A 16,862-nucleotide genomic window follows, 5' to 3' on the forward strand; every position below is an offset into this window, starting at 1 on the left:
TGCTGGGGGGGGGCGTTCCCACGGGCGGCCATCAGACCGCGCGGTAGTCAACCGTGCAGGGTGAGCCGGGCCGGTGCTCAGGGATGCGAGTGCCGGTCTCGTCAGCAGGGGCGCCACAGGCCGGGCATTCGCTGCGGGCGCGGGCCTTGTCCGCGCAGGACTTGCACAGGTACTTCCGGTCGAGGGACAGCGGGTTCACCGTCACGCTGGTGCCGATCGGAGTCAGAGCGTCGCAGGCCTCGCAGCGGGCGCCGAGGAGGTCGGCGAGCTTGTAGAGCTGGTCGCGGAAGGTGGCGCGCTCGCCGGGGAGCATGTCGTTGACGATGCGGCGAGCCTCGGGCATGTCCTCGTTGAGGACGGCGTACAGGGCGGCGGTCTCCGCGAAGGAGGTGACGGCGGGTCCGGGCATGTCGGGTGGTCCTTCCTGGTCAGGCGGCGGGGGCTGATTGCCTCGTGGGGTGCACGGTGGGGGCGTGCACCCGGGCGGCCATCAGGTCAGTTCGGTGCGGGTGATGAGCTGGTGGGGTTCGAGGGAGACCCAGTCGCAGCCGCCGCGTGCGTGGACCGCGCCGTCCTGGTCCTGCCACGCCTTGTCGACCGCGAAGGGGATGCCACGGGCGGCCTGGACGAACGCGCCCTTCGCCGCGTCCTTGGTCGCGTACACGCCGAGGACGGTGCCGCCCTCGTAGTCCTCGCCGGAGGACAGGATCCAGACGACCGGCCCGGTCGGGGTGGTGGTGCGGTGGTCGATGCCCTGCAACGTGGGCTCCTTCTCGGTCAGAGGCTTGAGGTGAATAGCGCGGCCGGGGTGGTCGGGCGGTCGGTATCGGGGCGACCTGGTAGGCGCCCCGGCGGGCCGGGGCGGCCGGTCAGGCGGCGGGGGTGAAGTGCTCCCGCCGGACATGGGCGAGGCATCCGTGGCCGTCCTCGCCGACGAGGGTGAAGTGGGTGCGCGGGTCGCACCAGCAGTCGTCGTCGTAGTCGGTGATCTCGTACATGTGGTGGTGCGACTGGATGATGAACACCGCGCCGCGGTGGGCGGTGAGGCTGCCGTTGTAGACGACCGGCGTGCCGTAGGCGACCGGCTCCGGCGTCGCGGGCATCCAGGCCGCCATCCACTCCGCGACGAGCTGCTCCAGGACCAGCTCGTCGTCCTGGACTCGGGCCGGGGCGCCCGAGGTGCGGGCGAGGTGGTCGTGGCGGTCCATGACGTAGTTCACGGCGATCTGGAGGGTGCGGGCCTCGCCGGCGAACTCGTGCTCCCCGGTGGTGGGGTTCAGCCACTCGCCGTGCGCGAGGTGGCCACGCTGGAGGACGACGCCGATCTCCTCGCCGTCCGTGCCGGTGACGGTGTAGCCGCGCAGGTCGCCGTTCGTGCGCCCCTCCCAGCCATCGGTGATCCACGCCCACTCGCGGAGGGCGTCAAGGTCCATGCGGGTGAGGGTGACCGCGCAGCCGCGGGCGACGGTCAGGGAGGGGCGGCCGTGGTTGAGGGCCTGGCGCTGCTCCCGCTCCCACTCGCGGACGAGGCGGGCGGTGACGGTGGCCTTGGTGTGGTTGCTGCTGGTCATGTCCGGTCTCCCTGCTCGCCGCTTCCTTGTGGCCACAAACATACCGAGTTTGTAGCCACAAAACAAGGGGAGCACTCGGCTTTTTGTGGCTACAAAACTCGGGTGTTCACCTTGTCTCTCGTGGCCACAAACCGATACGCTCGCGGAATGACGTCCGATCCCGAGACCAGCTACGACACCCCCCGGAAGTTCCGGGCACCCGACGACGAGTGGGAACCCTTCGAAGCAGCCACCAAGGCCGTACACCCCGAGGGCCGCAGCCCCCGAGGCAGGGTCATCCGAGAATTCATGCGCTGGTACATGCGCCGCCCCGGCTCGAAACTGCCCGAGAGGCCCCCCGTTGGCCCCTGGTCCGCCCCCGCTCGTCCCGAAGAGGGGCAGTAAGCCATGACCGCGAAGCCGCCTGCCGATGACGAGGTCCGCCAGCTCCTGGTGCACCCGGTCGTCTGGCCCGACCTTGTCGCGTGGCTCGACCGGCGCGGCATCGACGTGGGGCTGATGCCGCCCGCAGAGGACGACCTGCCCACCTACGTCATGACCCCGCGCCTCGCCACCCCCACCCGCCCCGCCACCGAGGAGAGTTGAGCCCGTGACCTACCGCCCGTACCCGTCCCCGGATCGTGCCCGCCACCAGCTCGCCCGGGCCGGCGCCGCACTCGACCCGGTGGACACGCATGACTGGCATCACGCCACGCCGGACGCCGGGTTGACGTGCCGCCGCTGCGGGCTCGCCCACAAATTCTGGTCGGGCGACGACTGCCCCGCCGCCACCCCGTCCAACCCGGGGAGCAGCCGGTGAGCGCGGCTCTACGCCGAAGCGGACGTTAACACCCGCCGAAAATGCGGCCCCACGCTCGGCGTATGACTACATGGAGCACGGCAGAGCGCACCGAGGACACCGATTTCCGCCGCCTCAGCCGGGCAGGAGGCAGGCCTGGGCGGCGAAACCGCATGCTGCGCGGGGCAGGCGAGACTCGCCGGTGGAGATTCGGCTCGGGACCGATCAAGATGACGCATGACAGAAGCCTCGGCGGGGGCTCTGTGACCGCAGGGCTCCCGCCTTCAGGCTCATCCGACCAGGGCTAACGCTTGGCATCCCCAGCGCATACCTCGAACACGGTTCTTTGGTCGCCGGCTGCGGCCTGACCTCTTCCCGCCGCGTCCTCCCGGTGCAAATATGCACGCACCCCCCACGGCGCCCCGTCGTCCTCCCCTCCGAGCGGCGGGGCACTGTCACGCCGGGCTGCCGTCCTCCCGCGCCCCGTACCGGCGGGGCTGGACGCTGCGCGGGTCGTAGACCCGCCGGTGCCGCCGCAGCCCTTCACCGAGCTGGGCACCCGCCGGGGTCATGCCGACCTCGTACACCACGGTGCCGTCCGGCCAGTCCTCGCGGCCCCACAGCCACGCCTCCCGCCACCGGCCCCCGGTGTGGACCCACAGGGCCGGCCAGCCCTCCCGCTCTGGCCACCACCGGCGCCGCACCGCCTTGGGCTCGGGCCAGTGGCCGGCGGGGCGGGCGTCTCGGCCGGGTGGGAGCCATCCCCAGCGCATCGCACCGTCGTCCCACCACACCCTGATCGTGCGGTCGTCACGGAGCCGGATGCGGTAGGCGGTCCGGTCGCCGTAGTCGTACTCCTCGACGGCAAGGGCGTGCTGTTCGCGCCCGTCCAGGCGGACAGTGACCGCGCGCTCCTCTCGCGGGCCGAGCCACCGCACCACGGGCAGCAGGGTGCACGGGAGGCGATCGATCACCTCGGCGTCGCGGGACAGGCCGGTCACACCATCGAGCGTATGACCGGTGTCCGGTGTCCGCACGAAAAATGGGGGCGCCCCTCCACATCACCCATTCAACTCTAGGATTGACACCCATTCAATCCTAGGGTTGAATGGGTGATGTCGAAAGGGAGGGACCCGATGAACACCACCGCCGCAGCACTCCAGGCCAACGTCACCACCGCGACCATCCGCGCCTGGTGCCGCACCGGCGTCATCACCGCGGTGAAGGCGGCCGGCCGGTGGGCCATCGAGGCCGCCTCCCTCGCCCACCGCATCGCCATCGCCGCCATGCGCACCCGGAAGGCCACCCGCGTGAACCTGAACGCCACCTACACCTACACCCCGGCGGGAGAAACCCGGCCGGGGACCATCAGCCCCCGCATCAAGACCCGGACCACCCGCAGCGGCATCACCCTCACCAGCATCGACCGGATCGCCCCCCTGCTCGCCGACCGCATCGACGCCATCGAGGACGAAGGCGACCGCCTGCACACCCTCACCGTCCTCGAAGGCGCCCGCATCGTCATCGCCGACCAGCCCCGCCCCGGCTTCGACCCCGCGACCGTCCGCGACGAGGGCCGCCTGGCCACCACCTACCGCGGCACCCGAGACCTGCCCATCTCGGTCGTCCTCGACCTCGCCGAGCAGATCCGTACCGCCCTCTGACCCGATCGCTCCTCCCCGTGCATCCTCACGCAACCAAAGGATTCGATATGTCCGGAACCCCGCAGATCACCACCGCCGACATCCGCGCCCTGCTCGACTCGCCCGCCGAACAGCCCGCGCTCTACATCGAGCTGGACGAGGACGACGGCACTCCCGGCAACCTCGCGGTGTGGGCCGAGGCGCTCGTGCCGCACCACACCGTCGTCCTGACGCGGGAGCAGGCCGAGGACTTGCTCGGCGACGCACCGAGCTCGGCCGCTATCGCCGGATGCCTGCCGGACCTGCAGCAGGATGCCGACGAGATCTACGCGGCCATCGCCGAGAGCATCGGTCACGCATGAACCGCGCCCCGATCCAGACCGAAAGACAGTCCGCCATGCTGACCATCGACTGGACCCAGTACGACCACCTGCCGCCCCGCAAGCAGTACGACGCCGTCGGCAAACTCATCGACCAGGCAAAAGCCGCGGTCGCCGCGAAGCGCGCCGAGATCGCCGCCAACCTCTCCGCCGACGTCGGCGCCCAGGCCGCCGCAGAGACCCTCGGCATCTCCGGGACCCGCGTCTACCAGCTCGCCGCCCGCCACCGCGCCGCCGCCACGCAGACGACCGCCGAGTACGCGTACTGGGCGCAGATCAACGACGGCAGCGAGCGGCGTTACCTGGGCTACATCCGCGAGGTCATCGAGGCCGGCGGCGGCGACCCGGACCGCTACGACGTTGACAGCATCGGCGACGCCTACCGGGACGCGATCCAGGCCGAACTGCCCGATGGTGTGGTGTTCGCCCGGGAGGAGTTCATCGGTCCGTACCCGGCACCGGAGGGTGCGCGGGAGGAGATCCGGGCGGCGGTGGCCCGCGTGGACCTGTGGGAGATCATCGCCCGCCACGACCTGGACGAGACCGAGTCGGCCTGACACGCCCGCCCGGCTGCGGTACGGTAATCCCGCCCCGGTTCACCGGGGTTGCTCCCCGCACCTGCGGGGATGTTCCATGGATTCAGGCGGATCACGGTGAACCGCCATACCTGCTCCCCGCTCACGCGGGGGTGTTCCTGTTCAGCACTTGCAGTCGTCCCCGCCGTGCGGGGGTGGACCGACCCTGACGGGTGGGCCCTTGCTGGCCGTCTCACCCTCTCCGCACAGGCGGAGCTGACGAAGCCCTCGCCATACGGCGAGGGCTTCGTCGCGTCCGGATGTCGTCGGGTCGGCGCCCTCGGAGGGCAAGCCGTCGCAGTGGACTTGCACAGTATCGCTGTGCAATACTGACACCACTGCACAGCAACACTATGCAATGGGGGAACCGTGAAGTACACCGTCACCCACACCTGCGGCCACGCCGCCACCCACGACATCTACGGGCCCAACACCCAGGGCCAGCGCGAGTACAAGGCTGGCCGCCTGGCCGAGGGGCCCTGCCCCGACTGCCGGGCTGCGGCCCGCGCCGAGCGCCACGACCAGCAGGTCGCCACCGCGCTGGACACCGCGCAGACGGCCATGCCCGCCCTGACCGGCACCCCCCGGCAGGTGAGCTGGGCCGAGACCCTGCGCGAGCGCGCGCTGGCCCGACTGGTGGACGACCCGGCCGCCGTCCGGCACGCCGCCACCCTCACCGACGCCACCTGGTGGATCGACCACCGCAACGCCCTCCCCCAGGCTCTGACCGAAGGCGCCACCCAGCACGCTGCCGAGTCGGACAGCCACAGCCCGGCCCAGACCGAGACCGTCCTGCCAGCCGACGCCCCCGCCCCGCCCACCAAGGAGGAACTGCTGGCGATGCTGCCGCTGGTGGAGTCGCCCAGGCCGACGCCCGAGGAGCTGGCCGAGCGGGACGCGCACGCGGAGCGCTCGCAGAAGCAGCGCGAGATCTTCGACGCGGCCCCGGAACTCCGGGGCGCCCGCGACGTCGAGGTGGCGCGCATGCTCGCGGTCGCCCTGCGGCAGCTCCTGGACGCGCGGGCGGCAGGGTCGGACCGCGTCGCGGAGATCACCGGCATGGTCGAGGCGCTGCGGCGCGTCGTGCTGGAGGTCCAGCGCATCCCCATTGGTGTCGTCGGCGCCGCCTGGGCCCCGCCCGCACGGTCGCCCGAAACCGCCCAGTGGGCCGACCTGACGCCCGAGGAACAGGACGCAGCCCAGTACCACTGGCTCCGCCGGGAACTGGACGCCTACGCCTCGTACTGGTCGCAGACCGATCCCGCGCACCGCGTCCGCCGGGCGTGGATGGAATGGCGACTCGCCGCCGGCACCGCCGACGACCGGCTGGACGGCCTGGCGAGGGTCGCCGCCGAGGTCAACGCCCCCGGCACCAAGGGCCGCCTGTCGTACCAGCAGATCGCTGACGCCGTACCGGAGGAGCGGGGCCGCAGCTGGGGGCAGTGGATCGTCGAGCGCGGCAAGAAGCTCGCCTGACACCGGCGGCCCCCGTTTCGGCGGGGGCTTCGTCGTTCCCGGCTACGCGGCGCGCGCGGCCATGTGGAGTCCTTGTACGACGTCGTACCGCCCGCCTATCCCGGCCTCGGCGAGCGCGGCCCGCAACTCCTCCTGCGCCATGGTGGCGGCGGCCATGAGCCGGGCGTGCTCCGCGTCCTCGTCCGGCGTCCACGGTCGGCGCGGCGTCTTCGAGTTTGCGGAGCCAGCCGTCGACGGTGGATCGGTCGGCGGTCACCGCTCGCTCCCGCCCTCGGGCGCGGCGTGGTGGTCGCAGTGCTCGCCGAGGCCGGGGCACTTGCAGGTGGCTGCGGGGCTTGGCCCGCTCCCTTCGGGCGCCACCGGCACGGCGGGGGCTGGCAGCCCGAGTTCGTCGCGGAGCCGGTGCAGGCGTTCCGGGGGCCAGCAGCCGAAGGTGTGCCGTCGGAGCAGCTCCGGATCGGTGTGGGGCCTGGCGGAGTGCAGGAGGCGCAGCCAGTCGGAGTCGATCCATTCGACGCCGCTGTGCTGGCGCGTGCAGCCGGTCGGGCCGGGCAGTTGGCGGCCGAGGCAGGCTACTTCGATCAGCGGGTAGGAGAAGCGGCCGATGACGAGGTCGCACGCCTGGTGGTCGCCGAGTCCGTCCCGGTTGTTGAGGTGGTCGACGGTGTCACGGCGGATCTCCCGGTCGATGACGAGTGCCGGATCGTGGCTCAGGCAGATCGCGTAGTAGGTGCTGCTCACGGGTTCCTCCGTCGTGCTCGCGTGAGGGCTCTTCTGGTGGCCCGGTTGGGTGGTGGCGGGTCGGGCTGGTCGTCGTCGATGACGACCTCGACGCGGGTGAGTTCGGTGCCCCAGGTGACGCCGGGGCGGCCGGCGTGCTCGCCGCGGGGCGCGCTGGCGGGGCCGGTCATGGCCGGTCCTGGATGTTGGCCGACTGCCCGGTGAGGGCGGCGTCGATCTGGTCGGCCATCCAGCGGGAGTTGGGGAAGTCGCGCATTTCGTCTGCGAGTTGGCGGACGCGTGCGAGTGCGGCGGCCATGGCGGTGTAGGTGGGGATGTCGGGTGAGCAGTCGCCGCGTCCGCAGTGGGGGCAGTAGCCGCCGTGGGTGTTGACGGGGAGCCCGGCGGTGTCCGCCGCGCTGGGTGCACTGGCCTGGGGTGATGCGGTTGTGGGCCCGGTTTCTGTCCGGTCGGATGCCTCGGGTGCGTATCCGTCGACGGGTCCCCAGGCGGCGCCGCCGCGGTCGCTGGAACCGGTGTGCATCCCGGCGTGGCCGATCGGCAGTTCACAGATCCGGCCCAGTGCGCCGTGAGCGGCCGGGCATCGGTTGAGGAGTTCGGCCAGCTCCGGGTCGAGGTCGTCGCTTTCCACGTCGCCGGGGAGGACACAGTGGGCTCCGTCGTGGCCTGCGGGTTTGATGCATCCGGCGCCGGGTGCGCGGTCCTCGCCGAACGTGCAGAGGCCGTTCGCGAACGGGTTGGTTCCGGTGGTCACGGGCGGAGCTCCTTCAGGCTGGTGGTGGTGGTGGTGTCGGCAGCCGCGTCGGGGACGTCGAGGATGGCGATGGACGCGCGGCATCCGGCCTCGGTGCCGTCGGCGAGCAGGTGCGCCGCGTCCCGTACCCGTGCGAGTGCGGCTTCGGCCTGGGCGGCGCGCTGCCCGTTCTCGATGGCCCGGTCTGCGTACTGGCCGAGGAGGTCGGTGAGGCGGGCCACCTCCTGCTCGGCCTGCTTGGCGCGCTCCAGTTCGGGCCGGAGCGCGGCGAGTACGACGTCGGCGAGTGTGTCCGCGTCGGCGTTGGCGTAGGTCCCACCAGCGTCATCGAGGATGCGGGCGACGCGCTGCCGGAGCGCGGGGTCCACCGGGGCCGGGGCGGGCTCCTCGCGGAGCGCCCACCAGTCGACGGCCAGGTAGACGAGCTGGTTCGTGCGGTCGATGCGTGTCACCCGGCCGGGCCCGGTGAGTCCGGACTCGGACTCGTACACGGTCACGTCCTGCCCGGGTGTCAGTGGGCCGTCGGCGTCTTCGAGCCTGGCGCGGGTGTAGCCGCCGAGGGGGGCGCGGATGTTCGGGTCGATCTCGACGCGGACCAGGCGCGCGGGCTGGTCGGGAACCGGATCAGCCGGACGGGGCTGCTGGGGCTCGGGCATCAGGCGCTCCTGTCGGTGGGGTTGGCGAGTTCGAGGAGCACATCGGCATGGCAGGGCTGGTCGGGCGGGCACCAGCACATGAGGTCCCGGCCCACCAGTTCCGCGCGCGCCGCCTCCGCCAGGGACGGGCACTGCTCCAGCCAGCGCCGGTACATGGCGACGGCCTGCTCGCGGGTCGCGTCCTGGACGAGGTGCCACGTCACGGACTTGTCCGGGTGGACGAACGGGTGCCGCTCGCCGGAGGTCTTGCCGGAGCGGCCTTCGCGCTCCCACTCGGACCCGTCGAGGGCGGGCATGCGGACCTGCGTGCAGGGGTTTCCCCACTTGCTGCCGCGGCCGACGTAGACGGCGCCCTGGGGTGCGCGCCAGCCTTTGGTGCGGCGGCGTTGGATGCGGGCCGGGCTCACGCGGCACCACCGTCCTGGGCGGCGGTGCGCCGGTCGATGGCCTCGATCCAGGCAACGGCGACGGCGGCGACCTGCACCAGCTCGGCGCGCAGCCGGGCCGGGTCGCGCTCGCCCTCGGCCTCAGCGACCTCCTCGGTGAGGATGTCGGCCCACGTGCCGTAGCCCGCGCCGAAGGCGTCCTCGCACCACTTGCGGGCGAACTTGGCGCGGTCCTGCTGGGACAGATTGCCGGTGCCGTCGGGGTGGTTCTGCTGGCCCCAGCGGTCGTCTTGGCGGACGCGTTCGGCGAGGACCTCGGCCAGGACGTGGTCTGTGATGACGATCGGGTTGCGGGTGGGCTGGTTGGGCATCGGGTCTCCGTGGTGTCGTGGCGGTCAGGCGGCGATGGCGGTGATGCGTGCGGGGCAGAAGCGGGTGCCCTTGCCGGTGGTGAGGTCGAGCCACCAGAACTCGCCCATGGAGCGGTCGGGGCTGACGCGGAAGAAGCAGTCGACGTACTCCGGGTGCCCCAGGCCAGCGAGCACCGGGGTCAGGTACGGGATGGCGTGGGCTGCGACGGCGCGGGCGAACTGGTTCGGGTCGTCCTCGGTGAGGGTCAGTTCGGGTACCGGGTTGGCGGTGCCGACCTTGCCGAACTCGATGCGGTAGGTGGTCACGTGGGTCTCCTTGGTGTCGTGGCGGGGCTGGTGCCCGGAGGGGGCCCCGGTGGTGCCGTAGCAGTCGGCGGTGATGCCGGCTTCCGCCAGGAGGGAGAGGATCCGGGTGTGGCGGTTGTGGAGGGTGCCTTGGGCGCCCCAGGCGGCGATGACGGGGCCGCCGTTGGTGGTGCGGGCCGCGTGGCGGATGAAGAGGTCGTTGTGGGGGCCGACGGGGTCGGGGTGGTGGTGGAGGTGGCGGGGGTCGGTGGAGCGCAGGGCGAAGAGGTTGACTATGGCGAGGCCGCCGCATCCGGCGTCGGCGGTGAAGCGGACGACGCGGGTGAGGGTCGGGTCCGTGGTGGTGGCGTCGGCCGTGCTGGGGTTGAGCATGATCCAGCAGGCCAGTGGCCGGGCGGGGTCCCAGACCCGGGTGAGCAGGTACCGGTAGATGCCGTCGGTGTCGAACACCGCGGAGGCGTAGTTCCCGGCGAGGTCGTGTTCCTCTTCGAGGACGATCCCGGCGGGCGGGTCCAGGACGTCGGGTGCGGCCGGGGCGCTCACCGCTCGCCGCCTTCGGGGACCCAGAACGGGGCGGTGTGGCCCATCTCGGCCAGGCGTACGTCGATGCTGCGCATCGTGCGGGCGACGATGTCGGGATCTTCCCCGGGGGCGAACACCGGCCGGTGCGCCCGGTGTAGCTCCTGCGCGATCTGCGCGCGCAGGCGCTGCTCGGCGGCCCCCTCCAGGAAGTGGCGGACGGTCCGGTTGTGGCGGGCGTCCTCCAGGGGGTGGTGAGCGCCGGACTCCATCTCGGGGATGCCGTCGGGGTTACCGGCCTCCTCGATGAGGGCGTGGATGTCGATGAACCAGCGCGGAACCGCCTCGGGCATGACGCCCCAGTCGTGGGCCCACAGGCCGTGGAGACGGACGACGTCCTGGGCGCCGTGGCGGGCGTACAGGCGGGTCTCGGCGGCGGTGGTGTCGGCGAAGTACCCAGCGATCTCGTCGCGGATGTCGGCGTAAGCCCGGACGTCCTTGTCGAACGAGTCGAAGACACCGAGCGGGTCGGTGGGAAGGTACGGCCAGACGTTCTCGCGCATCCACTCGTCGTGGTAGACGGCACGGACGTCCAACTCCCCGTTGACGGCGTAGTAGTCGTTGCCGTCGTCATCGGTTAGCGCGATGGAGACCAGGCCGCGGCGGGTGAGGTCTGCGCGGAGGAACTCGGTGTCGAGGTAGACGTGCCGGATCGTGCTGGCCGGCTGGGGCGCCGGTGCACGGCCGGCGGCGAGCATGAGGCCGATCAGGACCGGTCCGATGCCTTCGCCGAGGTGCCCGTACTCGGCGAGCCAGCAGTCGGTGTAGTCGCCCATTTTGTAGTCGCCGCCCTTGTAGCCCTCGTAGGTTTCGCCTCGGGCGTTGCGGGCGGCGGCGAGCATGTCGGCGACGGTGATGTCGGTGGCGGGTTCGAACGCCAAGTCGTGGTAGTAGCCGCGGTAGGAGTGCGGGCTGTCGAAGCCGTGCGGGAGGACCAGGGACTGATCGGCGGCTTCCAGGGCTTTGATCAGGTCACTGAGGATCATGGTGTCCTTTCAGAACAGGAGGGCGAACAGGGAGATGAGGGCCGCGAGGGCGGCCAGGACGATCGCCGTGGCCGGGATGGACCAGCGGGCGTGCGGCTGACGGGCGGTCACTGCGGGTCCGGTGCGGTGAAGGGAGCTCCGGCGATCGCGGCGAGGTTGGTGAGGGCCGCGCGGATCGTGGCCGCGTTGTGCCGGGACGGGTACTTCGCTACGTGCTGGGCAATCGACAGCCACGCGGCGCGGGGGTCGGCGAGGACCTTCTCGATGGCCTGCTCCAGGCACGTCGGGCCGGTCTCGTCGTCGTCCAGTTGGGCGTGGACCCATCCGATCGGCTGGAGGCGTGCGGTCATCTGGCGGAGCTCGTAGCCGCATACGGGGCAGAGGCCGGGAGTGTTGTCGTATCCGTCGGCGTGCTGCTCGCGGTGGCCGGGGTTGTCGTATTCGGGCAGGTCAAGCGTGATCTTCATCGGTGTCCGTTCTCGGAGTGGCCGGCCGCAGTGCACGGCTGACGGCTACTTGCTGGCCGTGTACTGCTCGGCGCCGGTGGGAACGTGGCCGGTGCCGCGGCAGTGGTTGCACGCGGCGACGTTCGCGTCGGCAACGGCCTGGGTCCAGAAGGCGACCTGCCGGTCCCATTCGGCGAGGGCGGCGGCGTAGTTGTCGCCGGTGACGGTGGTCGGGATGGGCAGGTGCAGGGTGCGGCTGACGGTGACGGGCCGGTTGCGTCCGGTCTTGAGGGTCTTGCCGGTCCTGTGGCTGATGTCGCGGACGAATCTGGTCTCGGGCTGCTCGTACGGCACGCGGAGGTCGACGTAGACGGCGGTGCTGTCCTGGAAGCCGTCGAAGCAGTGCGTGACGCGGGGCATGCGCTTGATGAGGGCGATGATGTGTTCGCGCAGGCCGTGGAGGCGGCCGGGGAAGAGGTGCTGGTACTCCGGGCGCTGGGTGATCGAGTCGAGCAGGTTGACGGTCCAGGTGGGGCCGCCCGGGGCGGGGGGTTCGCCGCCTTCGAGGACGGTGAAGGTGCCGTCGATGTGGGTCTCGGTGGGCGGCTGTTCGACGGTGATGGACCGGTACAGCTCCCACAGCCGCTCGGGGGTGGTGCCGCCGTTGAGCTGGCGCCGCTCCTGCCACTGCTCGACGGTGAGTTCGGCGGGGTATTTCACGGAGGCTGTATCGGGGTCTTCCAGGACGTACTTGGTGGTCTTCGGGCTGGTCTTGGTGACGGTGGTGATCCGGGTGGCCTCGTGGTCGGTGGCCCACCAGTGGGTGGTTCCGATCTGGGTGAGGGGTTGTCCGTCGGCGAGGATGGCGATCGTGGTGTGGGGGTCGGTGCGGGGGAGGTGGTAGAGCCAGCGGCCGTCGGGGTGGCGGATGGCGTAGCGGGCGAAGTCCGGGTTGGTCATCGGGAGGTGACTGCTTTCTGGCACGCCGGGCAGACGCCCGGGCGGGTGTTGGGGCGGCCGGTGGCGAGGGTGCCGGTCTTGCCGCACGCGGTTTCGACGGTGCCGTACCAGTTGTCGTTGTCGGGCTTCTTGATGCGGTGGTAGACGCGGCCTCCGCGGAGCCGTGCGCGGTGGATCGGGTAGAGCTCGGCGGTGGTTGCCACAGGGCGGTCCTTACGTGGGTGGGGCCGCGCCCCGCGGGCGGGGGGGTGGGGTGCGGGGCGCGGCCCGGGGACGGCCTTCCTCTCCGAGGGAGGGGTTCGGGGAGGCGGCCGGGTCTGCGGTTGGTCAGGCGGCGAGGGCGAGGCGCGCGGCGGCGGCCTGGTAGACGGCCTTGCGCGGCCTGTACACCGCTGCGATCGCCGCGACCTGGGCCGGGGTGAAGCGGGTCGTGGTCCTCATGTGGCGTCCGGCGTGGACGCGGGCGGGGGCGCCGGTGATGCCGAGTTTGCGGGCGTTGCGGCGGAGGCTGGAGGCGACGGTGCGGGCCTGGGTGGGGGCCAGGCCCGTCGCCATGGCGTGGGTGGTGAGGGAGGCGCTGCCGCGGCGGGCGATGCGCGAGGCGGCGCGCTGGGTGCGGGTGCGCTGCCGGAGGGTGGCGCGGGCGGTGCGGGCGTTGGCGTTCATGGGTATCCCCCGGAGAGTTCGGGTGGGTCGTTGTCGGCCCTCCGAGCATACCCAATAAATCATTACGTGCGCAATGATTTTAGCGAGAGGTTGTTCCGTCAACTCGCCTTCGGCAGTGGCTTGTCGTTGACGAACGCCCGCGAGCCCTTCGACTCGCCGGGCTTCCGTGGGGTCCGGATCGGCCCGCCCACCCAGGAGTGGGAGAGCCCGCACACGATCCTCCGGGCCACCTCGCGCCTCACCCCGTACGCCATGGCGATCTCCAGGTCCGTGGCCCCGTTCGCGGCCCGGTGCCGCATGTCGAGAACCTCCTGGTCCGAGAACGCCCGCAGGGCCCCGTTGGCGAGATCATCCGGGAAAGGCTCGCCGCGCTCGGCCGCCAGCTTCCGCTGGCGCCTCACGAAACGGCCCGTGGCCCCATCGCCCAGACCGTGCAGAACGTCGAAGCCGGCGAATGACAGGCCCTTCGCCACGCCGCGGCGGACGGCCTCCAGCCGCTCCTTGTCGGTGACCGCCACTGGACGGCCCGCCAAGTACGCGGCGACGGCGACTTCGTCGACCACGTCCTCCCCGTCCTCGGGGGCGTCCTGTTCGGCGAGGTGCCGCAGCGGGGTGCGGTCGTCCCACACCGGGGTCACCGGCCGGCCGCCCTCGTCGACGCTCAGCCAGCCGAGGGAGCTCGCCACCGACCGGTCCGGGTCGACCAGCCCCGCGAGAACCACGACCAGCGCCTCGGTCTGCCGGCTGGTCAGGGCGTCCAGTTCCTGCCTGATGTCCTCCGGGCCGCCGTCTCCGTGCACCAGGCAGGCCAGGCGGGCAGCCACCGGCAGCATCGCCTCGGCCAGATCACCGCGCGCCTGCGCGGCCGTGCCGGCGCTCACGCCGCGCTCCCAGCCGCCGCGTCCTCGCCCCGCCCGGCGACAGCGACCGGGGCCCGGTTGATGGTCGCTACGTTCGTGCCCAGCACGCGGGCCGCCTCGTGCGGCGTCGCGCCGCCCTCGAGGAGCTCCAGGAGGCGGCCGGGGTTCGCGGTGAACTCCTCGACCCGCGGGCCGGCGCGGGCCGGGCGGCGCTCCCACCTGCCGTGCATCGCACGCCGCTCGTCCTCGGGGACGCCGCCCCACACCCCGTAGTCCTGGCGGGTTTCCAGCGCCCATTCCAGGCACGCCTCGCGCACCGGACAGCCGGCGCACACCCTCAAGGCCGGCCAGCTGTCCCTGGGCTTCTTGGGGAAGAACGTCTCGGGGTCGATGCCGCGGCAAGCGGCCCGCTTCCACCACTGGCTCCGCGGCATTACGAGGTTCACGTCGGGTCTCCGGTCGGGTTGAGGAGGGTGATGTGGGCCGGGTCCATGGCATCGAGGTCGGTGATGACCAGGACGAGTTGGGCGCCGGGCACGGGCGTCCCGATGCGCGGGTCGGGGCCGAGCAGGCGCGTGTGGTTGTCGTCGGGCAGCACGCCGGCGTCGACCAGACCGTCGACGGCGGCCTTCGCCGAGGGTGCCCAGTTGCCGGGGTCGCGGCGCCGGCCTTTCGTGTCCGGGTGGATCACGAAGAAGACGTGCGCGCGTTCCAGGGCCGGGATCTTCATGTGCCGGGCGACCGACCAGGCCGCATTCCGGATGACCTTGACGCGCTCGGCCTTGCGCCGGAAGTGCAGGTTGTCGTTGGCGTTGACCAGCAGGGTCTTCGCCGGGAGTTCGATCCGCCACGACGGCGGCCGGACGATCCCGGGCAGGGTTTCGAGGCTCGCGGTCACCCGGACACCGCCGGGAAGTCGTTGTGCTCGCGGCCGTCCAGGAGGCGGCCGGCGCGGCCCTTGCCGACGCGGAGCATGATCTGCCCGTCGACGTCGCTCTCGTCGCGGAAAACGATCGTGGTTCCAGCGCGGGCCCGCTCGGGGACGTCGGGGCCGTAGTTGCTGGGAGCGATGACCCACTCCCCCCATTGTTTGAAAAAGTACGGCACGCGGGCCTGGGTGCACTGGTCGCGGAGGCTGCGTGCCCAGCCGGGGTGCATGGGGCGCGCGCCAGGGCCTGACTCGCCGCCGACGACCACCCAGCCGATGCCGGGGGCTGACCCGTCCGTGACCCGCCAGGGAACGGTCTCCTCCTCGGTGGAGCAGTCGAGGCAGACCCAGTCGCCGCCGTCCCAGTCCCGGTCGTGGTCCCTGTGGTCGCGGTCGAAAAGGGTGACCGGGCCGAGCAGCGGCTCTGCGCTGATCCAGCGGACGGCGGCCGGGGTGTCGAGCAGTGCGGGGATGCGGATGTCCGCCCACTGCTGGTTCTCCACGCTCACGCCGAGCCACAGGTTGGGCAGCGGCCACGCCCACTGGTCCGCTGGCAGGCCCTTGCCGAGCGCCCGGGAGCGGACCTGCGCGACGAACTCGGGTTCGGTGAGCAGGGTCCGCATCCGGGCGTGCCGCTTGGTCAGGAGCTGGAAGGTGTGGCGCCGGGCAGCAGCCATCACCCCGAAGACTTCGGCGATCCACGCCTGGTCGATGTCCGCGTGGAATAGGTCCGACATCGAGTTGACGAAGACGCGGGTGGCCTTGCGCCAGGCCAGGGGGTCGTTCATGCGGTCGGGCTTGACGCGGACGTCGAAGCCGTGGGGGAAGGCGGCGCTGCCGCGGAACCGCTCGGCGATCGTCTCGGCGTAGCAATTGTCGCACCCCGGCGAGACCTTCGTGCAGCCGGAGACGGGGTTCCAGGTGCGGCCGGGGGTGCCGTCGTCGTTGCGGGTCCACTCGATGGTGGTGGCTGTGGTGGTCACGGGTGGTGGACTTCCTTCTCCGGCGTGGTGAGCTGGGCGGCGAGGCGGCGGCCGTGGATGGCCCAGGCGATGGGCGGAACGGGCCGGCCCAGGCCGTGGAGGTCGGCGTGCGGGGTGGTGCAGGCGTCGGCGGCCCGGCGGGCGGTGTCGAGGTCGGTGCCGCTGGTGACCGGGGTGAGGTGTTCGGCGCCGTTGCGGCACAGAGTCAGGGCGGTGAACGTGTCGCCGACGCATCCGGAGTGCCGCAGGAGGGTGCGGTGGTCGAGGCGCTGCGCGACCTGGTCTCCGTTGGGGTGCCAGGCGGTGACGCGGGCGTGGATGCCGCGGGCGGTGGCGGCGAGGGCGGCGTGCGCGACCTCCGCCTCGGTGTCGCGGCTGGCTCCGGTGCGGGCGGTCCGTACGGGCAGCGGCGGGGGCGGTTTGACGAGGCTGATGCCCGTCCGGGCGGCGTGCTGCTCGGTGTGGGCGGCGGCGCGCCTGGTGGCTGCGGACCGGCGCACCCTGCGGGCGGACTTGGTGCTCACTGGCCGTTCTCCTGGTCCTCGAAGGCGATCGTGGTCTGGGCCGCGGCGGTGGCCTGCTGGTGGAGGCGGAAGGAGATCACGGCGGCCCCGTAGCCGAACACGTAGGCGCTGTAGGAGCCGCCGGCCTCGTGGAGGTGCGCGGTCATCTGCTCGAGGCGGCCTTCGAGGACGTGCAGGGGGATGCCGGCCTGGTGGTCGTCGTAGACGTCGGCGATGCCGGCGGCGCGTTCGAGGCGCTCGATGGGGGTGTCGTCACCGAGCGGGGCCGGGGCAATGGTCAGGGTGCTCATGGC

Annotated in this window: 28 protein-coding genes and 1 pseudogene; 7 read left to right on the plus strand and 22 right to left on the minus strand. The window is 71.9% G+C overall.

From position 1 onward, the window contains the following. Positions 1 to 31: 31 nt before the first annotated feature. From VIW71_RS13585 to VIW71_RS13595, 3 genes are all read right to left on the minus strand, one after another. Positions 32 to 409, minus strand: coding sequence for a hypothetical protein (locus VIW71_RS13585; protein WP_331622423.1), 378 nt, complete (start codon positions 407 to 409; stop codon positions 32 to 34). An 81-nt stretch (positions 410 to 490) separates the two neighbouring features. After that, on the minus strand, positions 491 to 760 hold the full coding sequence (locus VIW71_RS13590) for a hypothetical protein (RefSeq protein WP_331622424.1): 270 nt from the start codon (positions 758 to 760) through the stop codon (positions 491 to 493). Positions 761 to 869: 109 nt separating this feature from the next. Continuing rightward, positions 870 to 1,571 carry a hypothetical protein gene (locus VIW71_RS13595; RefSeq protein ID WP_331622425.1) on the minus strand — a complete coding sequence of 234 codons (702 nt, stop codon included), beginning with the start codon at positions 1,569 to 1,571 and terminating at the stop codon, positions 870 to 872. Positions 1,572 to 1,718: 147 nt separating this feature from the next. Here VIW71_RS13595 and VIW71_RS13600 point away from each other — a divergent pair, with 147 nt between their 5' ends. The 3 genes from VIW71_RS13600 to VIW71_RS13610 are packed head-to-tail and all read left to right on the plus strand — an operon-like array spanning position 1,719 to position 2,370. Continuing rightward, positions 1,719 to 1,955 (plus strand): hypothetical protein, encoded by a 237-nt coding sequence (locus tag VIW71_RS13600; RefSeq protein ID WP_331622426.1) that lies wholly within the window; start codon positions 1,719 to 1,721, stop codon positions 1,953 to 1,955. A gap of 3 nt (positions 1,956 to 1,958) precedes the next feature. After that, the gene (locus VIW71_RS13605; RefSeq protein WP_331622427.1) at positions 1,959 to 2,156 is read left to right on the plus strand and encodes a hypothetical protein; all 198 of its coding nucleotides are present in this window, start codon (positions 1,959 to 1,961) and stop codon (positions 2,154 to 2,156) included. 4 nt (positions 2,157 to 2,160) lie between these two features. Then, positions 2,161 to 2,370, plus strand: coding sequence for a hypothetical protein (locus VIW71_RS13610; protein WP_331622428.1), 210 nt, complete (start codon positions 2,161 to 2,163; stop codon positions 2,368 to 2,370). Between the two features lie 434 nt (positions 2,371 to 2,804). Here VIW71_RS13610 and VIW71_RS13615 read toward each other — a convergent pair whose 3' ends face one another. Further along, a complete protein-coding gene (locus VIW71_RS13615; RefSeq protein ID WP_331622429.1) occupies positions 2,805 to 3,350 on the minus strand; it encodes a hypothetical protein in 546 nt (181 codons plus the stop codon). Positions 3,351 to 3,485: 135 nt separating this feature from the next. On the opposite strand from VIW71_RS13615, the gene VIW71_RS13620 reads away from it, so the two are divergent. The 4 genes from VIW71_RS13620 to VIW71_RS13635 all read left to right on the plus strand — a co-directional run bounded on the left by VIW71_RS13620 (position 3,486) and on the right by VIW71_RS13635 (position 6,423). Continuing rightward, a complete protein-coding gene (locus VIW71_RS13620; RefSeq protein ID WP_331622430.1) occupies positions 3,486 to 4,013 on the plus strand; it encodes a hypothetical protein in 528 nt (175 codons plus the stop codon). 47 nt (positions 4,014 to 4,060) lie between these two features. Continuing rightward, positions 4,061 to 4,354 (plus strand): hypothetical protein, encoded by a 294-nt coding sequence (locus VIW71_RS13625; RefSeq protein WP_331622431.1) that lies wholly within the window; start codon positions 4,061 to 4,063, stop codon positions 4,352 to 4,354. Further along, positions 4,351 to 4,929: a hypothetical protein gene (locus VIW71_RS13630; RefSeq protein WP_331622432.1), complete on the plus strand. Its 579-nt coding sequence runs from the start codon at positions 4,351 to 4,353 to the stop codon at positions 4,927 to 4,929. The genes VIW71_RS13625 and VIW71_RS13630 overlap by 4 nt, the downstream gene beginning before the upstream one ends. A gap of 387 nt (positions 4,930 to 5,316) precedes the next feature. Beyond that, positions 5,317 to 6,423, plus strand: coding sequence for a hypothetical protein (locus tag VIW71_RS13635; protein WP_331622433.1), 1,107 nt, complete (start codon positions 5,317 to 5,319; stop codon positions 6,421 to 6,423). 252 nt (positions 6,424 to 6,675) lie between these two features. Here the strand turns inward: VIW71_RS13635 and VIW71_RS13640 are convergent, their stop codons facing one another. The 18 genes and pseudogenes from VIW71_RS13640 to VIW71_RS13725 all read right to left on the minus strand — a co-directional run bounded on the left by VIW71_RS13640 (position 6,676) and on the right by VIW71_RS13725 (position 16,859). Beyond that, on the minus strand, positions 6,676 to 7,164 hold the full coding sequence (locus VIW71_RS13640) for a hypothetical protein (protein WP_331622434.1): 489 nt from the start codon (positions 7,162 to 7,164) through the stop codon (positions 6,676 to 6,678). After that, complete coding sequence (locus VIW71_RS13645) at positions 7,161 to 7,334, minus strand: hypothetical protein (protein WP_331622435.1); 174 nt, start codon at positions 7,332 to 7,334, stop codon at positions 7,161 to 7,163. Before VIW71_RS13645 ends, VIW71_RS13640 begins: the two co-directional genes overlap by 4 nt. Further along, positions 7,331 to 7,918 carry a hypothetical protein gene (locus VIW71_RS13650; RefSeq protein WP_331622436.1) on the minus strand — a complete coding sequence of 196 codons (588 nt, stop codon included), beginning with the start codon at positions 7,916 to 7,918 and terminating at the stop codon, positions 7,331 to 7,333. The genes VIW71_RS13645 and VIW71_RS13650 overlap by 4 nt, the downstream gene beginning before the upstream one ends. After that, positions 7,915 to 8,574, minus strand: a complete 660-nt coding sequence (locus VIW71_RS13655; RefSeq protein ID WP_331622437.1) for a hypothetical protein — start codon at positions 8,572 to 8,574, stop codon at positions 7,915 to 7,917. Before VIW71_RS13655 ends, VIW71_RS13650 begins: the two co-directional genes overlap by 4 nt. Further along, positions 8,574 to 8,981 (minus strand): DUF4326 domain-containing protein, encoded by a 408-nt coding sequence (locus tag VIW71_RS13660; protein ID WP_331622438.1) that lies wholly within the window; start codon positions 8,979 to 8,981, stop codon positions 8,574 to 8,576. Before VIW71_RS13660 ends, VIW71_RS13655 begins: the two co-directional genes overlap by 1 nt. Further along, the gene (locus VIW71_RS13665) at positions 8,978 to 9,331 is read right to left on the minus strand and encodes a hypothetical protein (protein ID WP_331622440.1); all 354 of its coding nucleotides are present in this window, start codon (positions 9,329 to 9,331) and stop codon (positions 8,978 to 8,980) included. Before VIW71_RS13665 ends, VIW71_RS13660 begins: the two co-directional genes overlap by 4 nt. Before the next feature lie 24 nt (positions 9,332 to 9,355). Further along, positions 9,356 to 10,180 carry a DUF1643 domain-containing protein gene (locus tag VIW71_RS13670; RefSeq protein WP_331622441.1) on the minus strand — a complete coding sequence of 275 codons (825 nt, stop codon included), beginning with the start codon at positions 10,178 to 10,180 and terminating at the stop codon, positions 9,356 to 9,358. Then, positions 10,177 to 11,202: a hypothetical protein gene (locus VIW71_RS13675; RefSeq protein ID WP_331622442.1), complete on the minus strand. Its 1,026-nt coding sequence runs from the start codon at positions 11,200 to 11,202 to the stop codon at positions 10,177 to 10,179. The genes VIW71_RS13670 and VIW71_RS13675 overlap by 4 nt, the downstream gene beginning before the upstream one ends. Positions 11,203 to 11,309: 107 nt before the next feature. Then, complete coding sequence (locus VIW71_RS13680; protein ID WP_331622443.1) at positions 11,310 to 11,669, minus strand: hypothetical protein; 360 nt, start codon at positions 11,667 to 11,669, stop codon at positions 11,310 to 11,312. A gap of 45 nt (positions 11,670 to 11,714) precedes the next feature. Then, positions 11,715 to 12,608: a hypothetical protein gene (locus tag VIW71_RS13685; RefSeq protein ID WP_331622444.1), complete on the minus strand. Its 894-nt coding sequence runs from the start codon at positions 12,606 to 12,608 to the stop codon at positions 11,715 to 11,717. Then, positions 12,605 to 12,811, minus strand: coding sequence for a hypothetical protein (locus VIW71_RS13690; RefSeq protein ID WP_331622445.1), 207 nt, complete (start codon positions 12,809 to 12,811; stop codon positions 12,605 to 12,607). The genes VIW71_RS13685 and VIW71_RS13690 overlap by 4 nt, the downstream gene beginning before the upstream one ends. Positions 12,812 to 12,935: 124 nt before the next feature. After that, positions 12,936 to 13,274 (minus strand): hypothetical protein, encoded by a 339-nt coding sequence (locus VIW71_RS13695; protein WP_331622446.1) that lies wholly within the window; start codon positions 13,272 to 13,274, stop codon positions 12,936 to 12,938. Positions 13,275 to 13,372: 98 nt separating this feature from the next. Next, positions 13,373 to 14,155 (minus strand): hypothetical protein, encoded by a 783-nt coding sequence (locus tag VIW71_RS13700; protein ID WP_331622447.1) that lies wholly within the window; start codon positions 14,153 to 14,155, stop codon positions 13,373 to 13,375. Between the two features lie 176 nt (positions 14,156 to 14,331). Next, positions 14,332 to 14,568: pseudogene (locus VIW71_RS13705) on the minus strand (WhiB family transcriptional regulator); the annotation flags it as partial. A gap of 8 nt (positions 14,569 to 14,576) precedes the next feature. Next, on the minus strand, positions 14,577 to 15,032 hold the full coding sequence (locus VIW71_RS13710) for a hypothetical protein (RefSeq protein WP_331622448.1): 456 nt from the start codon (positions 15,030 to 15,032) through the stop codon (positions 14,577 to 14,579). Beyond that, positions 15,029 to 16,045, minus strand: a complete 1,017-nt coding sequence (locus tag VIW71_RS13715; RefSeq protein ID WP_331622450.1) for a DUF5131 family protein — start codon at positions 16,043 to 16,045, stop codon at positions 15,029 to 15,031. The genes VIW71_RS13710 and VIW71_RS13715 overlap by 4 nt, the downstream gene beginning before the upstream one ends. Continuing rightward, positions 16,042 to 16,569: a hypothetical protein gene (locus VIW71_RS13720; RefSeq protein ID WP_331622451.1), complete on the minus strand. Its 528-nt coding sequence runs from the start codon at positions 16,567 to 16,569 to the stop codon at positions 16,042 to 16,044. Before VIW71_RS13720 ends, VIW71_RS13715 begins: the two co-directional genes overlap by 4 nt. Next, positions 16,566 to 16,859: a hypothetical protein gene (locus VIW71_RS13725; RefSeq protein WP_331622452.1), complete on the minus strand. Its 294-nt coding sequence runs from the start codon at positions 16,857 to 16,859 to the stop codon at positions 16,566 to 16,568. The genes VIW71_RS13720 and VIW71_RS13725 overlap by 4 nt, the downstream gene beginning before the upstream one ends. Positions 16,860 to 16,862: the final 3 nt, after the last annotated feature.

The sequence above is a fragment of the Streptomyces sp. genome, assembly GCF_036524955.1.
In the GTDB taxonomy this organism is placed as follows: Bacteria; Actinomycetota; Actinomycetes; order Streptomycetales; family Streptomycetaceae; genus Actinacidiphila.

What these genes read in the sequence shown, in the direction of transcription:
- VIW71_RS13585 (WP_331622423.1), bottom strand. Translation starts at nt 409, where the DNA reads ATGCCCGGACCCGCCGTCACCTCCTTCGCGGAGACCGCCGCCCTGTAC.
- VIW71_RS13595 (WP_331622425.1), bottom strand. Translation starts at nt 1,571, where the DNA reads ATGACCAGCAGCAACCACACCAAGGCCACCGTCACCGCCCGCCTCGTC.
- VIW71_RS13600 (WP_331622426.1), top strand. Translation starts at nt 1,719, where the DNA reads ATGACGTCCGATCCCGAGACCAGCTACGACACCCCCCGGAAGTTCCGG.
- VIW71_RS13605 (WP_331622427.1), top strand. Translation starts at nt 1,959, where the DNA reads ATGACCGCGAAGCCGCCTGCCGATGACGAGGTCCGCCAGCTCCTGGTG.
- VIW71_RS13620 (WP_331622430.1), top strand. Translation starts at nt 3,486, where the DNA reads ATGAACACCACCGCCGCAGCACTCCAGGCCAACGTCACCACCGCGACC.
- VIW71_RS13625 (WP_331622431.1), top strand. Translation starts at nt 4,061, where the DNA reads ATGTCCGGAACCCCGCAGATCACCACCGCCGACATCCGCGCCCTGCTC.
- VIW71_RS13630 (WP_331622432.1), top strand. Translation starts at nt 4,351, where the DNA reads ATGAACCGCGCCCCGATCCAGACCGAAAGACAGTCCGCCATGCTGACC.
- VIW71_RS13645 (WP_331622435.1), bottom strand. Translation starts at nt 7,334, where the DNA reads ATGACCGGCCCCGCCAGCGCGCCCCGCGGCGAGCACGCCGGCCGCCCC.
- VIW71_RS13655 (WP_331622437.1), bottom strand. Translation starts at nt 8,574, where the DNA reads ATGCCCGAGCCCCAGCAGCCCCGTCCGGCTGATCCGGTTCCCGACCAG.
- VIW71_RS13665 (WP_331622440.1), bottom strand. Translation starts at nt 9,331, where the DNA reads ATGCCCAACCAGCCCACCCGCAACCCGATCGTCATCACAGACCACGTC.
- VIW71_RS13675 (WP_331622442.1), bottom strand. Translation starts at nt 11,202, where the DNA reads ATGATCCTCAGTGACCTGATCAAAGCCCTGGAAGCCGCCGATCAGTCC.
- VIW71_RS13680 (WP_331622443.1), bottom strand. Translation starts at nt 11,669, where the DNA reads ATGAAGATCACGCTTGACCTGCCCGAATACGACAACCCCGGCCACCGC.
- VIW71_RS13685 (WP_331622444.1), bottom strand. Translation starts at nt 12,608, where the DNA reads ATGACCAACCCGGACTTCGCCCGCTACGCCATCCGCCACCCCGACGGC.
- VIW71_RS13695 (WP_331622446.1), bottom strand. Translation starts at nt 13,274, where the DNA reads ATGAACGCCAACGCCCGCACCGCCCGCGCCACCCTCCGGCAGCGCACC.
- VIW71_RS13725 (WP_331622452.1), bottom strand. Translation starts at nt 16,859, where the DNA reads ATGAGCACCCTGACCATTGCCCCGGCCCCGCTCGGTGACGACACCCCC.